The sequence below is a fragment of the Brevibacillus parabrevis genome (assembly GCF_003710905.1).
GTDB lineage: Bacteria > Bacillota > Bacilli > Brevibacillales > Brevibacillaceae > Brevibacillus > Brevibacillus parabrevis.
Map to the genome: position 1 here is coordinate 245,740 of NZ_RHHV01000009.1, position 15,781 is coordinate 261,520.

Here is a 15,781-nt window from a genome sequence, read left to right on the forward strand (position 1 = left end):
GCGGCAAAAAGCGACAAATGGCGCATAAATCCGCTTGAAATCCCATTGCCGATACCGTATGATGCTGGCTATACGTCTATAAATATAAAATTTCGTAAACAAGCCGGGAGGAGAGAAAAGAAGCATTGAGAAAACCATGGATGGCAGACATAACGCTGCTTCTTATCGCTTTGGTCTGGGGAACCACATTTTTAATCGTACAGCAGGCGATCGCCTCACTGCCCCCCAACACGTTCAATGCTGTGCGCTTCACAGTAGCCGCTCTGTTTTTGCTCGTCATTCTATTGATTCGCAATCGTCGCCAGCTTACCGAGTTCCGCGGTCCGATCATTCGCGCTGGCATCATTCTCGGCTTCTGGCTCTGTCTTGGCTACGCTCTGCAAACAGTCGGCCTGCTTTACACGACGCCTTCCAAAGCCGGATTTATTACAGGCTTGTCTGTCGTGCTCGTGCCGCTGTTCTCTTTTTTGCTTTTGCGCGACAGAATCAAGGTTGTCGCCGTCATTGGCGTGATTCTCGCAGCAGCAGGCTTGTATTTGCTGACCCAAAATCAGGAGTTTTCGTTCAACCTGGGTGATGCGCTCGTGTTCGGCTGTGCGATTTGCTTCGCCATGCAGATCGTTTTTACCGGAAAGTACGCGCCACACTTCTCGGCCTTGCCGCTCGCCATCGTTCAACTGGGCACCGTCGCGGTCATGAGCTGGCTCTACGCTTTTTTCTTCGAAGACTGGAGCCGTGCGTTTGATCCGGCGATCTTGTTCATCCCCGAAGTGGCAATGGGCCTGATCGTCACGTCGATCTTTGCGACCGCGCTTGCCTTTTTGGCCCAGACGGCTTTGCAAAAGCAAACCAGCTCGACGCGAGTGGCACTCATTTTCGCCCTTGAGCCTGTGTTTGCCGCCCTTACTTCGTACATCTTCATTCATGAAGTATTGAACGGACGACAGCTGACTGGCTGCTTGATGATTTTTACCGGAATGATCCTGGCAGAGCTGCCGATCGCCCAATGGCTCCAGCAAGCTCGCGAGCGAAAAGACAAAACAAAAGCAGGCCGCGAATCGGCCTGACTGAGTGGCAAAAATGACAGAAAAAAGGTTCCTTCTCCCCGCTGGAAAAGGAACCTTTTTCCATGAAATTGGCTGTGACCGCTTGCGGCCAACAAGCTCCGACGCGCCTGGATCGCGCGTCAGGAGCTTTTTTTCACTTCCTGCAAAATGGCATCGACAAACAGCTGCATGACTTGCCCGCACACTTTTTGCGGCAATCGCTCCGTCCGCTTGAGCCACTGCCGCAGCCGCATCAGGTGGAAAGCCGCATGCGGCACTCGACCGCTCGTTCCGTGGTCGATCAAGGCGACAGCCGATTGCCCCACTTTTGCCCAATGGCGGTATTTTTCAATCCACGGCCGCGCTTCCTTCGCGAGCTTGTAGTTGCTCATTCCTCCCAGCAGCTGGTGGGCGGTCTGCTCCATCTCGCGGAAAAGCAAGTTCAGCTCAGAGACTGCTTTGTTCCGATCCCCCTGCAAAAACTGAAAGCGAAAGGACAGAAACGCTTCGAGCAGACGCGGCGACTCGACTTCACACAAAAACGAGCTTTGCACATTATCGGCAAACGCGAAAAAAGCATCGGCATCGGCATCACCCGCTACCTCTGCCACCGCCTGTTTCCAGGCGATGTGCGGATCGTAGCCGTACGGATCGCGCAAATACGCAGCCGTCGTCATCAACGGAATCTTGGAACACTCCGGCAGCGACATCGCATTCGCCACATAACCCGAGGCGTGTTGCCACAAGTCGGGGTCGCGATGGCGCAAGGGGCCGATGTGCAGCTCGTTTGCCATAGCCAGATCGTTCACTGGGTAGTTGTCCCAGTAAAACGGCTTGTGGCGCGTGTACTCGGCAAAGCGTACAGCATCCCCATCTGTCAAGTACGGAGAACAGACGAAGCGTCCCGTCCAGAACAAATCCATCTCTTCGGACAAATGCTGGCCGAGATGCTGGATATACGGCTCTTTGCCAATCCCTTTGTACTGGGTCGGACAAACAAACAGCCTGACCGGCTCGCCCCATCCTTGCATCATCTCCCATACCCGGCTGGCCGTTTGCACGTGAGCGTCTGCCAGGTGAGCGAACTGCGCAATGTCTTGCTCATGCAGCAAGTGCATGGGAATGTCGTCAAACAACAAGGAAAAATACCGGACGCCTTTGTCGTACATCGTCCGATATTTTTGAACAAGCTGCTTGATATGGACCGGATTCGCATATTCCATGCTAAGGCCGGGGCTTAAACAGTAGACGAACTGCATCTGGCGCTGCCTTGTGCTGTCAATCAGTTCGTCCAGCTGACGCATCGCTTCTGTCGGGTGCGGCTCCATCCAGCGCTCCCGCAAAAACAGATCGTCTTTTGGCGAGTAGAAATAGGCATTGTAATCGTGCCGATGCAAAAAATCAATCATGTCCAGCCGCTCTGCATGCGTCCAGGGCGTTCCGTAGAAGCCTTCGATCACACCGCGTACGGCAAAGCAAGCCAGTTTGCTCACAAGAATGCCTCCCCTTCCCAGTTGCGGATTGGGTCTTGGACTTTTTCTCTTCCCTTACTCTGACTCGCTTGAGGTCGCTGCCGGAACCGAAGCTGCTGCTCCCGCTTCCTGTGCAGACTCGTTGCTTTCGCGCAGACGGCGCATGATTTCTCCCCACAGCTCATCTTTGCCTTGTCCTGTTTCCGAAGAAAACACGATGATCGTATCGCCGCCACGCATGTTCAAAGTCTGACGAATGATTTTTGTATGTTGCAGCCAGCGTCCACGGGCAATTTTGTCGCCCTTGGTCGCCACGATCACTGTAGGAATGCCGATCTGTTTGCACCAGTCGTACATCGCCACGTCGTCCTTGGACGGTGCGTGGCGAATGTCAACCAGCTGGATGACAAACCGCAGCTGTTCGCGGTTTTTCAGGTAGCCTTCGATCATTTTTCCCCATTGTTCCTTGATCGTCTTCGCGACCTTGGCGTAGCCGTAGCCGGGGAAATCGACGAAATAGAGCATCTGATTGACGCGGAAGTAGTTCAGCGTCTGGGTCTTGCCGGGCCGCGAGCTGATGCGGGCAAGCCCTTTGCGGTTCATCATTTTGTTGAGCAAGGAAGACTTGCCCACGTTGGAGCGGCCTACCAGCGCAATCTCGTGCAGGCCGTCCTCCGGGTATTGTTTCGGTCCGACAGCGCTGATGACGAACTCGGATGATGTTACTTTCATGCTTTGTCACCTGCTGTCGGCTGTTTGGTCAGAGCGTGGCGCAATACTTCATCCAGGTGCTCGACCGGATAAAAAGTCAGTTCTTTTCGCACGCTCTCCGGAATATCTTCAATGTCTTTCTCGTTGTCTTTTGGCAAAATAATCGTCGTCAAGCCAGCGCGATGGGCTGACATGCACTTTTCTTTCAGGCCGCCAATCGGCAGCACTTTGCCGCGGAGCGTGATTTCCCCGGTCATGCCCACTTCTTTTTTCACAGGAACCTGGGTCAGAGCCGAGACAAGCGCGGTCGCCATCGTAATCCCTGCGGACGGACCGTCTTTCGGAATCGCGCCTTCTGGAACGTGAATGTGAATGTCGTTCTTCTCATGGAAGGCCGGATCAATTCCCCACTGGTCCGCGCGCGAGCGAATGTAGCTGAACGCAGCCTGCGCCGATTCCTTCATCACATCGCCGAGTTTTCCGGTCAGGGTGAGCTTGCCTTTTCCAGGCAAAATGCTGACCTCTACGTTCAACGTATCCCCGCCTGCCTGTGTCCAGGCAAGACCTGTTACGGAGCCGATCTGGTCTTTTTGCTCTGCCAATCCGTAGCGGAAGCGCGGTTTTCCGAGCAGCGTCTCCAATGTTTTGGCCGTGACCACGACACGCTTCTTTTCTCCGCTGACGATCAGCTTCGCTGCTTTGCGGCATACATTGGCGGATTCCCGGTTCAAGTTGCGCACGCCTGCTTCACGCGTATACAGGCGGATGAGCTTCAGCATGGCATCTTCGTGCACTTGCAGCTTATCCTTGCCAAGACCGTGCTCCTCCATCTGTTTGGGCAGCAAGTACCCGCGCATGATGTTGAGCTTTTCCAGCTCGGTGTAGCCGGAGATCGAGATGACCTCCATCCGGTCGAGAAGCGGACGCGGAATCGTATCGAGACTGTTCGCCGTCGTGATGAACATGACATTCGTCAGATCGTACGTCTCTTCAATATAGTGGTCGCTGAACTTGTCGTTCTGGTTCGGGTCCAGCACTTCGAGAAGCGCGGAAGCAGGATCTCCGCGGAAATCGGATGCCAGCTTGTCGATCTCATCGAGCAAAAAGACCGGATTGATCGTGCCAGCCTGCTTCATTCCCTGGATGATTCGCCCTGGCAGAGCACCTACATACGTGCGGCGATGACCGCGAATTTCCGCTTCATCGCGCACGCCTCCGAGCGAAATCCGCACGAAGTTGCGCTCCAGTGCGCGTGCGATCGAACGGGCGAGGGAAGTTTTCCCTACCCCCGGAGGTCCAACCAGACAGAGAATCGGCCCGCGCATGGAATTGACCAGCTTTTGCACAGCCAAATACTCCAGCACGCGTTCTTTCGGCTTTTCCAGTCCGTAGTGATCCTCGTCCAGAACTTCCTGCGCGTGATGGATATCCAAATTGTCCTCGGTCGTTTTCGTCCATGGCAGCGCCAAAAGGGTGTCGATATACGTGCGAATGACAGAGCCTTCTGCGGAAGTCGCCGGCATTTTTTCCAGGCGCTCCAGCTCTTTTTCGATTTTCGTCTTGATTCGCTCGGGAGCGTCGGACTTCTCCAACTGCGAGCGCAACTCATCCACTTCTCCCTGACGGCCGTCCTTGTCGCCCAGTTCTTTCTGGATCGCTTTCATTTGCTCACGCAAGTAGTATTCCTTTTGCGTGCGCTCCATCTGCTTTTTCACCCGGTTGCCGATCTTGCGCTCCAGCTCCAGAACCTCGCGCTCGTTGTTCAGGATATCCAGCAAAATTTCGAGCCGCTCCTTGATGTTGACCGTCTCCAAAATTTCCTGTTTGTCCTTCATTTTCAGCGGCAAATGGGAAGCAATCACGTCAGCCAGTCGGCCTGGCTCTTCAATGTCTGTCACGGATGTCAGCGTCTCGGGAGAAACCTTTTTGGAAAGCTTGATGTATTGCTCGAAATGGTTCAACAGCGAGCGCATCAAGGCTTCTACTTCGTTTTCCTCCGTTTTTTCTTCTTGCAAGTATGTAATAGACACGACGAAATAATCTTCCTGTTGAAGATATTCCTCAATCTTCGCGCGTTGCAGCCCTTCCACCAATACACGGATTGTGCCGTTTGGCAGCTTTAGCATTTGTTTGACACGCGCAACGGTACCGATGCTGTAGATTTGCTCTGCATCTGGCTCCTCTATGTGGACTTCTTCCTGTGTTGCAAGCAAAATCTTGTTGTCGTCCACCATGGCTTGCTCCAGCGCGCGGATGGACTTTTCCCGTCCAACGTCCAGGTGGAGTACCATGGTCGGATACACAAGCAATCCTCGCAACGGGAGAAGCGGTAATTCTCGTTTACCGGAACGTTCGCCCAAGCGGATGCACCTCTCCTTGTTGATCTATCCCTCTTACCAAGAGCCTGATAACAGACAAAAACGGCTCCCAAAGCCGTTTTTTGCCCACCCGGCATATCCGAATCACCCCAAAAGCAAGCGCGAGAAAAACTGATCTTCCCGCCATTTGGGGAGCCCGTAACAGGCCGGGTAGGGCCCCGGGCTCTTTGCAAGCAGAAGCTTTTTACCATTGTAGCGCAAACACAATCCGATGTCTAATCTGCGGGCGCACGCGACTGCTACAGGGTCATAGGCGAGGAAGCCAGATCCTCCGCCGGAAGCTGGAGCGTAAAGCCGGGCGCTTCTTCCTCCTGTACAGCGACTTGCGGAACAGCCAGTTCAATGACTTGCGACACCGTTGAGACAGGAATGACCTCAATGCCTTTCATGTCGGCAAAAATGCTCTGCCAATTTTCCTCGGGGATCAACACGCGTGTGGCTCCCGCTTGTTTGGCTGCCTCTACTTTGGCGACGACTCCGCCGACAGGCTTCACTTTGCCGTGAATGCTTACCTCTCCAGTCATGGCGAGCAAATTGTCGACCGGCACTTCCGTGATCGCGGAGTAAATGGCGGTCGCGATGGTAATTCCCGCTGATGGCCCGTCGACCGGAACACCGCCCGGAAAATTGATGTGCAGATCGTAATCGTACGGGCGAACACCCATGCGGCTGAGGACGGTCAGGACGTTTTCAATCGAACCTTTTGCCATCGACTTCCTGCGGATGGTGCGACTGCGGCTGCCCATCTCCTCTTCCTCTGCCATCCCTGTCATGGCCATCCGGCCTTGTCCGGGCACAGCAGCAGGCGTAGCGGTCACTTCCAGCTCCATGACGCTGCCCATGTTCGGCCCGTAAACGGCAAGCCCGTTCACCAGACCGACTTGTGGCGTATCATGCACCTGTTTTTCAGGGCGCGGCGACTTCTGGCTGCTGTGCACGACCCACTCCACATCTTGCGCGATGATGTTTTTGCGTTCCTCGGTCAAGGCAATTCCGGCGGCGATTTGCAATGTATTGATCGCTTCGCGGCCGTTGGTGGCATACCGCTCGATGACGGACACCGCGTCCTCATCAATGTTCATATGCATTTTCGGAACGGCTGTGCGCACGATGCTGCCGATTTCCGCCCCTTTCAACGGGCGAAAGAAAATTTCCAGGCAGCGGGAGCGCAAAGCCGCTGGCAATTCATCCGGCAGCCGCGTCGTTGCCCCGACCAAGCGGAAATCCGCTGGCAGTCCATACTTGAATACATCATGAATATGCGAAGGAATCTGGTTGTTTTCCTCGCTGTAATAAGCGCTTTCCAGCATGACTTTGCGGTCTTCGAGCACTTTTAACAGTTTGTTCATCTGTACAGGATGCAACTCCCCGATCTCGTCAAGGAACAGCATCCCGCCATGTGCTTTCGTGACAGCACCCGGCTTCGGTTGCGGGATACCCGCCTGCCCGAGCGAACCTGCCCCCTGGTAAATCGGATCGTGAACAGAGCCGATGAGCGGGTCGGCGATGCCGCGCTCGTCAAACCGGGCGATCGTGGCGTCAATCTCGATAAACTTGGCGTCTGCATTAAAAGGCGACAGTTGGTTTTTCTTCGCTTCTTCCAGCACGACCCGGGCAGCAGCCGTTTTGCCCACTCCCGGCGGACCGTAAATGATGACGTGCTGCGGATTCGGCCCGCACAGCGCGGCTCGTAAAGCGCGCAGTCCGTCTTCTTGGCCGACGATTTCTTCCAAAGTAGCCGGACGTGTTTTTTCCGACAAAGGCTCCGTCAATGCAATCATTCTCATTTTGCGAATCGAGTCCAGATCTTTTCGCGATTCTTTTTCCGTGGAAGTTTTCGTGTTTCTCTGCGCTCGCAGCAAATTCCAGAAGTAGGTGCCGATGACAATCCCAACGACCACTTCAATGACAGCAATGACCAGTGTGGTATAGTCCATATGCAGTCCCTCCCATGCGTCCATGCAGCTTATTTACGCATATGTAAAATCTCTTCAGCGATATCAAGTAGTATTGCCCCGCATCCGTATACGTAAACCATAAACCCGCAAAGCGCACAGGATGAATATGGAAAAAAACCACCCCGAAAAACGGGATGGTTTTGCTTGAAGCGTCTTTATGCCGTTTCGCCGTGCAGCTCTTGACCTTCTTTGGTCATGAGACGCGGCTTCACTTTGTCGCGCACCGTTTCTTCTGTGATGACGCATTTGGTCACGTCTTCACGGGAAGGCAGCTCATACATCATATCGAGCATGATTTGCTCGATGATCGCACGCAGTCCGCGAGCCCCTGTATTGCGCTTGATTGCCTCTTTGGCAATTTGCAAGAGGGCGCCAGCGTCGAACTCCAGTTCAACACCGTCCAGGCTGAGCAGTTTTTGATACTGCTTCACCAGGGAGTTTTTCGGTTCTGTCAGGATGCGCACCAATGTTTCCTCGTCCAAAGGCTCCAATGTCGCCAGAACTGGCAAACGGCCGACGAACTCCGGAATCAGACCGAATTTCAGCAAGTCTTCCGGCAGGATGTACTTCAGGTACTCGCCTGCTTTCAGATCGCCTTTGACTCCATCGCCAAAATCAGCGCCGAAGCCAATCACTTTTTTACCCAAACGGCGCTTGATGATTTGCTCTACGCCATCGAAAGCACCGCCACAGATGAACAGGATGTTCGACGTGTCGATCTGGATAAATTCTTGATGAGGATGCTTGCGTCCGCCTTGCGGTGGCACGCTGGCAACAGTTCCCTCCAAAATTTTCAGGAGAGCCTGCTGCACACCTTCACCGGAAACATCGCGTGTGATCGAAGGGTTTTCCGATTTGCGCGCAACTTTATCGATCTCATCGATGTAGATGATGCCTTTTTCGGCTTTTTCTACATCGTAGTCAGCAGCCTGGATCAGTTTGAGCAAAATGTTTTCCACGTCTTCGCCCACATAACCAGCCTCAGTCAGCGAGGTGGCATCTGCGATCGCAAACGGCACGTTCAAGATACGCGCCAGCGTTTGGGCGAGCAACGTTTTCCCGCTACCTGTAGGTCCGATCAGCAAAATGTTGGATTTTTGCAGCTCCACATCTTCGATCTTCGCTCCGGAATTAATCCGCTTGTAGTGGTTGTACACCGCTACCGACAAAGATTTCTTCGCCAGGTCCTGACCGATGACATAGTCGTCCAGGATTTTGCGGATTTCCACAGGCTTTGGAATTTCCTTCATGTCAATTTCTTCTTCCGTGCCCAGCTCTTCCTGCACAATTTCGTTGCACAGTTCGATACACTCGTCACAAATGTAAACGCCAGGACCGGCTACCAGCTTGCGCACCTGTTCCTGGGACTTGCCGCAGAAGGAGCACTTCAGTTGGCCTTTGTCGTCGTTAAACTTAAACATGCGCTTCACCTCACAACGGGTCAGTTTTTGCGTTCGATAATCGTGTCAATCAATCCGTAAGCCTTGGCTTCTTCTGCACTCATGAAGTTGTCGCGATCCGTATCAAGCTCAACACGTTCGTACGGCTGGCCTGTACGCTCAGACAAAATCTGGTTCAGCTGGCGCTTCGTTTTCAAAATCCATTCGGCATGAATGCGAATGTCTTCTGCCTGTCCGCGCACGCCGCCGAGCGGCTGATGGATCATCACTTCGCTGTTTGGCAAAGCAAAGCGCTTGCCTTTTGCGCCAGCAGCCAGGAGAAATGCTCCCATGCTGGCAGCCATGCCCACGCAAATCGTGGACACATCCGGCTTGATGTACTGCATGGTGTCATAGATAGCCATACCTGCTGTAACAGAACCGCCTGGAGAGTTTATGTATAGCGAAATGTCTTTGTCCGGATCTTCTGCCTGCAAAAAGAGCAGTTGCGCGACCACCAGATTGGCTACCTCGTCGTCAATCTCGGTGCCGAGCAGAATAATCCGGTCTTTCAAGAGGCGCGAGTAAATATCGTAGGAACGCTCGCCTCTGCTGGTTTGCTCGATGACCATAGGGATCAGCATTATGTATCTTTCCTCCTTTGCGGTAAAAGGGATGGCCCTTTAAGTGAGAAGGATTTTACCAAAAAGTCGATGGTGGAAAAACAAGGCACGAGTGCATCGTGCCTTGTGGTTGGTACAGCCAGTGGTCAAGAGAGCCTGACCACTAACCAATCATGCGTCTTCCTAAGCTTATGCGCTTACTTTGCTTTCTGCAACCAGGAAATCAACCGTTTTGCGAATTTGAACGTCGCGGTACAGTGCCAAGAGGTTGTCTTGAGCAGTGAAGATTTTGCGCAGCTCGTCAGCAGGACGGCCGTATACGCCAGCCAGCTTGTTCAGCTCTTCTGTTACATCTTCTTCTGTCACTTCGATTTTTTCCGCTTTGCCGATTGCTTCCAAAGTCAAGGATGTGCGAACGCGGGAAGTAGCGTCTGCACGCAGTTGGTCGCGCAGTTGGCTTTCATCCATACCGGAGAACTGGTAGTACAGCTCCAGAGTCATTCCTTGGTATTGGAGGCGTTGGCCAAACTCGTTCACCATTTGGTCCAGCTCATGCTCAACCATTACTGCTGGCAAATCGATTTCCGCGTTTTCCGCAGCTTTCAGAACCAGTTGTTCACGAACATACTGTTCTTTTTCTTGCGCGGATTTTTCTTCGAGCTTTTTCTTGGTGTCAGCTTTCAGCTCTTCCAGTGTGTCGAACTCGCTTACGTCTTTTGCGAACTCGTCGTCCAGAACTGGCAGGTTTTTGCGCTTCAGGCTGTTCAATTTCACTTGGAATACCGCTTCTTTACCAGCGAGGTTAGGAGAGTGGTACTCTTCTGGGAAGGTAACCTTGATTTCTTTTTCTTCGCCGATTGCAAGACCTACGAGTTGCTCTTCGAAACCAGCGATGAAAGTGCCGGAACCCAGTTCCAGAGAGTAGTCTTCTGCTTTTCCGCCTTCGAATGCAACACCGTCTTGGAAGCCTTCGAAATCGATAACCGCGATGTCGCCTTCTTGTGCAGCGCCTTCTTCTACGGATACCAGCTCAGCGTGACGCTCTTGCATGCGCTTCAGTTCAGCATCCACGCTCTCGTCAGTCACTGCGAAGTCTTTTTCTTCGATAGCCAGACCTTTGTAGTCGCCGAGTTTCACTTCAGGCTTAACGGTTACCGTAGCTTTGAAGATCAGGTTTTTCCCTTTTTCCATTTGCTCAACGTCTACTTCTGGACGATCTACCGGCTCGATGCCAGCTTCACGAACAGCCTGTCCGTAAGCGGTTGGAAGCAGAATATCGAGTGCGTCTTGGTACAGAGATTCTACACCAAAACGGGATTCGAACATTTTGCGAGGTACTTTTCCTTTGCGGAATCCTGGAACTTGAACCTTTTGCACAACTTTTTTAAACGCTTGATCCAATGCTGCGTCTACTTGCGAAGCATCTACTTCAACCGTCAGGACTCCCTGGTTATTCTCTACCTTTTCCCAATTTGCTGCCACGTAAACTTCCCCTCCTAAATCGAATCAACAGAACATCGCCAGCCGCGCCATGGTATCTTCGCAGGCTCGGATGATAATATTCTAGCCATTATAACCATTCTAGTATAGCATAAATCTTTTATTTTACAAGAAGCCACTCGCTTCAGCGCCGAATCGAATAGCTTCCTCCCAGCTCCCTTACCGGATTGCCCTGATAGTCGTAAAACGCAACTGCCACCTGGACCGTTTGCGGGGTGACTCCTGTCTCCTCGATGATCGCATAGGTCGGCACAGCGAAGCCGCGGGGCATCTGAAGGCTGCCAGGATTTACAAACAAAATATCCCGTTCCACGCCACAGGCCGGGACGTGCGAATGACCGAAAACGACTACATTCGCACCGACTTCCTCTGCCCGGTAGTGCAGGCGAAGCAGCGAGCTTTTTACTCCGAACAGGTGTCCGTGGGTTTGCAGGATGTGGAGATCGCGCCATTTGGTCTGTTGCTCGGTCGGAACCTCTGATGTCGCATCGCAGTTTCCTCTCACCAAAGTCATCCCGGCGAACGGCTCACGCTTGTGATCGACACAAAAATCGCCGCAGTGCAAAATTTTGTCGACAGGGTGTCTCTTGACCACCTGAGCGACTTCTCTGACCAGGCCGTGGCTGTCACTTACGACGAGGATTCCCATCGCACTCACTCTCCCGTGTTGTCTTTCTGTCAGGCTGTACGGCCCGTTATTTCAGCAGCTCCAAAAGCTTCTGCATCGCTTTCGCCCGGTGGCTGATCTGATTTTTTTCTTCCGGCAAAAGCTCTGCCATCTGTTTGTTCAGCTCAGGGATGTAGAAGACCGGATCGTAGCCAAAACCGTTTGCGCCTTTTGGCTCGCGCGCGATCATGCCTTCGCAGGCGCCTGTCGCGATGATCGGCTCTTCGCCCGGAATCACCAGCGCCAGCGTGCAGCGAAAACGCGCCGTGCGCTGCTCCATCGGCACACTGTCAAGCTCGGTCAAAAGCTTGCGCCAGTTTTGTTCGTCAGTCGCTTCCTCTCCGGCGTATCTGGCGGAGTAGACGCCTGGACGGCCATCCAGCGCGTCTACTTCCAGTCCGGAATCGTCACCGAGAGCCGGCAGATTCAAGTATGTAGAAATTTCGATTGCCTTTTTCAGGGCATTGGCTTCAAACGTCTCTCCGTCCTCCACCACTTCCGGAACGCCTTCATACTCGGCCAGGCTGATTCCTTCCCAGCCGTACTCGGCAAACAGTCGGTTAAATTCTTTTACTTTCCCTTGGTTGCGCGTCGCAAGCACGACTTTTTTCAGATCAGACATGACTTTCCTCCGCTACCGATTCTGCAAATGTCAGGGGAACATCCGAGAGCGCCTGCTTCTGGTTTTGAATCAGATTGCCGATCCCGATTTTCGCCAAGGCGATCATCTCTTGCAGTTGCTCAGGAGAAAACGGTGCGTCCTCGCCTGTGCCTTGCAGCTCGACGAATTTGCCTTTGCCTGTCATGACAACGTTCATGTCAACCGTTGCAGTCGAGTCTTCCTTGTAGTTCAAATCGAGCACGGTCTCCTCGCCGATCACGCCAACGGATGTCGCCGCCAGAAAATCGTTGAGCGGCAGTTGCTTCCATACGCCGTTCTCCACCAGCTTATGCATGGCATCGACCATCGCCACGTACGCTCCCGTAATGGAAGCTGTGCGCGTCCCTCCGTCCGCCTGGATCACGTCGCAATCCAGCCAGATTGTACGTTCTCCCATCGCTTCGAGATGCACCACCGAACGAAGCGCACGGCCGATCAGCCGCTGGATTTCCATCGTCCGTCCTCCGACTTTTCCTTTGGAAGACTCACGCGCGTTGCGGGTCGCTGTCGCTCGGGGAAGCATGGAATACTCGGCTGTGATCCAGCCCTTCCCGCCGCCACGCATGAAAGGCGGTACCCGATCCTCCAGAGTCGCCGTACAAATCACCTTCGTATCTCCGACTTCGATCAGGCATGATCCTTCTGCGTGTTTAATGTAATTGCGCGTAATCGTTACTGGGCGCAACTGGTCATGGGCACGGCCATCCACTCTCATTCCAAGTTCCTCCTAAATCGCTTTGTTACACTCCGCTCATTATACCAGAGGCACGAAACGATCTGCCACTGCCCAAACCGCTCTGGGCTATTTGCCTCAATTGGCAATTTTCCAATGACTTGCGCGACGGGATGCTTTCTTCCCCCGCGAAGCAAGAAAAAGCGCTTGCGAAAAACAGATGCCTTAAATTAGAATGACACCTAATTAGATATTTAATTAATTAGAGGATGGTGAAAAATGAACTTTCTTTTCTTGTTGAAAAATCCGAACATGCGGCGGCTCGTATCAGCCAATCTGCTCAGCGGAATCGGCGACTGGTTCAACAGCGTCGCGGTTCTCAGCCTGCTTTTGCAAATAACGGGCGAAGCGCTGGCAGTCGGAATTACGCTTGCCCTGCGGACGTTGCCGCACTTGCTGTTCGGGCCGCTGGGCGGATACTTGGCGGATCGTTTTTCCCGCAAATCAGTGATGATCGTTTGCGATCTCGCTCGCGGACTCATCGCGCTCTGTTTTTTATTCGTCGCAAGTGATGCCGACGTATGGCTCGTGTATGCGGGCACTTTTTTGCTCGTCGCGTTTTCTTCGCTCTACAATCCGTCCCGCCTGGCTATTCTCCCCGACATCGTGGACAAAAGCGGGCTTGCTTCCGCCAACGCCCTCGATCAGAGCGTCTTCGGAGTTGTGATGGCGATCGGCTCGCTTGTCGGCGGATTTTTCGTCGCGCTCTGGGGGAGCGAAGTGGCTTTTTGGTTCAATTCGCTGTCGTTTTTCGTCTCCGCTCTCCTTTTGCAGCGGTTGACTGTCGCTACTACGACCGACGGCACGACTGCACCCGCCAAGCAGCGACAAGTGGAATCACAGGCAACAGACAGCGCTTCCTACAAAAAAGCTTGGCAACAGATCAAAGCAACTCCGGTTGTGCTGGTGATTTTGTTGCTGACAGCGCTGTGGCCGATTGGCGGCGGCTTGATCAATGTGCTGATTTCCGTCTACGCCTATCAAGTATTCGCTGCGGGGCAATGGGGCATCGGGCTTTTGTACGGGGCAATCGGGGTAGGCTTCATCGCTGGCGGGATCGTAGCCCAGCAGTTCCAGCGGCATACGCGGGCGATCGCTTCGGTCAGCTTCGCTTTCGAAGGATTTTTCGTCCTGCTGACGAGCGTGTCGCCGTCGATTTTTGTCACAGCCGCATGCTACGCTTGCTCGACTGTAGCAGGCGGAATGGGGAATGCCAGCCTGAACACCTTGCTGATGAAGTACGTCAAACCTGATTATTTGGGCCGGGTCTTCGCTCTGGAAGCCACGCTCTCAAACGTCCTGCTCGGCCTGTCCATGCTCGCTGGCGGCTGGATTTTGACTTTTGCCGATCCGCGGATTGTCGGTTTTGCCGCTGGGGCGTTCGTCACCACTTGCTCGATTTGTCTCGGCCTTCTGATCTGGCGAGCAGCGCGAACAGCTGAGATGGCTGAAACGGCTGACGACCAGCCAGCGCCATCCCGCAGCATATAGCCGTGAACTGTCGTGCAAAAGAAAAAACCACGCTCGAAAACTGGCGGGCGTGGCATTGCGCTGGTTGATTTAAAAAGCGAGCGGGTTGAGCTGCAACGGCCGGGATACCGGCTTGGTGAAATCTCCGCTGGCAAGCGGTTTGCCCTCGACGAGAAGCTGCACCTGCTTGGCTCCGGTCGAATCGGTCAAGGAAAGCACAAGGGATTGCAGCGCCTCGGGACTGGCTTCCTTGCCATCGTCGTATTTGAGAATATCGCTGCTCAAATTGACGGTGACCAAGTCTTTTTCCTGCTTCACGTCCAGTACGCGGGTCGTTCTGAGCAGCGAGCTGAATAGCTGCGAGCCTTGCTTCGGCCCCTTGATCAGCTCTTCCACTGTCGCCTTGGCGATGTCGGCTGTCTCTGGAACGAGTCGCGTGACCGGAACGTAATACGTACGGGTGTCATTCAGTTGCCCCTGAAAGTACACGGTGACCGCTGACGTGTTGCCCGGCACGGCTCCGTCTGCCAGCTCCAGATTCACCCCATGATTGCGGTCCAGCTGCGTAATCGGCGTACTTGCTGTCGGCATCTCGGTCAACGGTGTTCCGTTCACCCAGATTTGCACCGTTTTGACATTGGGAAATTCCGTCAGCGCCCGCGTCACAGCGTCGAGAATTTTTTTCTCGTCCTTTTCCTCATACGCTTTGAACTCTTTGGAAAAGTCCACCGTCGCCACGCCGTCTTTGATTACGAGTCCTTTCACTTCTGTCCCGGTTGGCAGCACAGCCGTGAACCCTCCTTGCAGCAAGCTTTCCACAGGACCGCCTTTGACCATGTAGTTCAAGACTTGCTTGGCAGGCCCCTCCGATTTGGGAATCGTCAAGGACACGGGCACGACATAGCCGTTTGCATCGAGCAAATAAACGGTCTTCTCGTTTGTCTCTTGAACCGCCTGCTCTTTTCCTTGCACCGCGACATCCGGTGACACGGTGCCATTTGGCTGATTGGCCGACACCTGTGACTGTGGCGGTGCGTCGATACTGCTCGTTTCCTGTTCCGGGCCAAAAAGACCGCAGCCCGACAAAAGCACGGCGCTTACCCCCAGGACAGCCGTCATTTTGCCTATGTGTCGCATCTTCATTTCCCCAGCCTCCTCCAGACACTTTGTACTACCATGTATA

13 protein-coding genes are annotated in these 15,781 nt (G+C 53.6%); 2 read left to right on the forward strand and 11 right to left on the reverse strand.

Features of this window, described 5'->3' with window-relative positions; translation table 11 throughout:
* Positions 1-125 precede the first annotated feature (125 nt).
* A complete protein-coding gene (locus EDM60_RS12435) occupies positions 126-1,067 on the forward strand; it encodes a DMT family transporter (protein ID WP_305852251.1) in 942 nt (313 codons plus the stop codon).
* A 119-nt stretch (positions 1,068-1,186) separates the two neighbouring features.
* On the opposite strand, the gene EDM60_RS12440 is transcribed toward EDM60_RS12435, so the two are convergent.
* The 10 genes from EDM60_RS12440 to rph all read right to left on the reverse strand — a co-directional run bounded on the left by EDM60_RS12440 (position 1,187) and on the right by rph (position 13,110).
* The gene (locus EDM60_RS12440) at positions 1,187-2,539 is read right to left on the reverse strand and encodes a protein O-GlcNAcase (RefSeq protein WP_122964262.1); all 1,353 of its coding nucleotides are present in this window, start codon (positions 2,537-2,539) and stop codon (positions 1,187-1,189) included.
* A gap of 54 nt (positions 2,540-2,593) precedes the next feature.
* Complete coding sequence (yihA, locus tag EDM60_RS12445) at positions 2,594-3,250, reverse strand: ribosome biogenesis GTP-binding protein YihA/YsxC (RefSeq protein ID WP_122964263.1); 657 nt, start codon at positions 3,248-3,250, stop codon at positions 2,594-2,596.
* Positions 3,247-5,589: an endopeptidase La gene (gene lon / locus EDM60_RS12450; RefSeq protein ID WP_122964264.1), complete on the reverse strand. Its 2,343-nt coding sequence runs from the start codon at positions 5,587-5,589 to the stop codon at positions 3,247-3,249. Before lon ends, yihA begins: the two co-directional genes overlap by 4 nt.
* A 257-nt stretch (positions 5,590-5,846) precedes the next feature.
* Positions 5,847-7,544, reverse strand: a complete 1,698-nt coding sequence (lonB, locus tag EDM60_RS12455) for an ATP-dependent protease LonB (RefSeq protein ID WP_122964265.1) — start codon at positions 7,542-7,544, stop codon at positions 5,847-5,849.
* A gap of 176 nt (positions 7,545-7,720) precedes the next feature.
* Entirely contained in the window at positions 7,721-8,986 is a 1,266-nt protein-coding gene (gene clpX, locus EDM60_RS12460) for an ATP-dependent protease ATP-binding subunit ClpX (protein WP_063231186.1), read from the reverse strand.
* A 20-nt stretch (positions 8,987-9,006) separates the two neighbouring features.
* Positions 9,007-9,588: an ATP-dependent Clp endopeptidase proteolytic subunit ClpP gene (gene clpP / locus EDM60_RS12465; protein ID WP_122964266.1), complete on the reverse strand. Its 582-nt coding sequence runs from the start codon at positions 9,586-9,588 to the stop codon at positions 9,007-9,009.
* A gap of 168 nt (positions 9,589-9,756) precedes the next feature.
* The gene (gene tig / locus EDM60_RS12470) at positions 9,757-11,049 is read right to left on the reverse strand and encodes a trigger factor (protein ID WP_063231184.1); all 1,293 of its coding nucleotides are present in this window, start codon (positions 11,047-11,049) and stop codon (positions 9,757-9,759) included.
* 142 nt (positions 11,050-11,191) lie between these two features.
* On the reverse strand, positions 11,192-11,716 hold the full coding sequence (locus EDM60_RS12475; RefSeq protein WP_122964267.1) for a metallophosphoesterase family protein: 525 nt from the start codon (positions 11,714-11,716) through the stop codon (positions 11,192-11,194).
* Between the two features lie 46 nt (positions 11,717-11,762).
* Positions 11,763-12,347, reverse strand: coding sequence for an XTP/dITP diphosphatase (locus EDM60_RS12480; RefSeq protein ID WP_173597505.1), 585 nt, complete (start codon positions 12,345-12,347; stop codon positions 11,763-11,765).
* A 1-nt stretch (position 12,348) separates the two neighbouring features.
* Positions 12,349-13,110 carry a ribonuclease PH gene (gene rph / locus EDM60_RS12485; RefSeq protein ID WP_063231181.1) on the reverse strand — a complete coding sequence of 254 codons (762 nt, stop codon included), beginning with the start codon at positions 13,108-13,110 and terminating at the stop codon, positions 12,349-12,351.
* Positions 13,111-13,347: 237 nt separating this feature from the next.
* Here rph and EDM60_RS12490 point away from each other — a divergent pair, with 237 nt between their 5' ends.
* On the forward strand, positions 13,348-14,619 hold the full coding sequence (locus EDM60_RS12490; RefSeq protein WP_122964269.1) for an MFS transporter: 1,272 nt from the start codon (positions 13,348-13,350) through the stop codon (positions 14,617-14,619).
* A gap of 69 nt (positions 14,620-14,688) precedes the next feature.
* On the opposite strand, the gene EDM60_RS12495 is transcribed toward EDM60_RS12490, so the two are convergent.
* Complete coding sequence (locus tag EDM60_RS12495; RefSeq protein WP_122964270.1) at positions 14,689-15,741, reverse strand: GerMN domain-containing protein; 1,053 nt, start codon at positions 15,739-15,741, stop codon at positions 14,689-14,691.
* Positions 15,742-15,781: the final 40 nt, after the last annotated feature.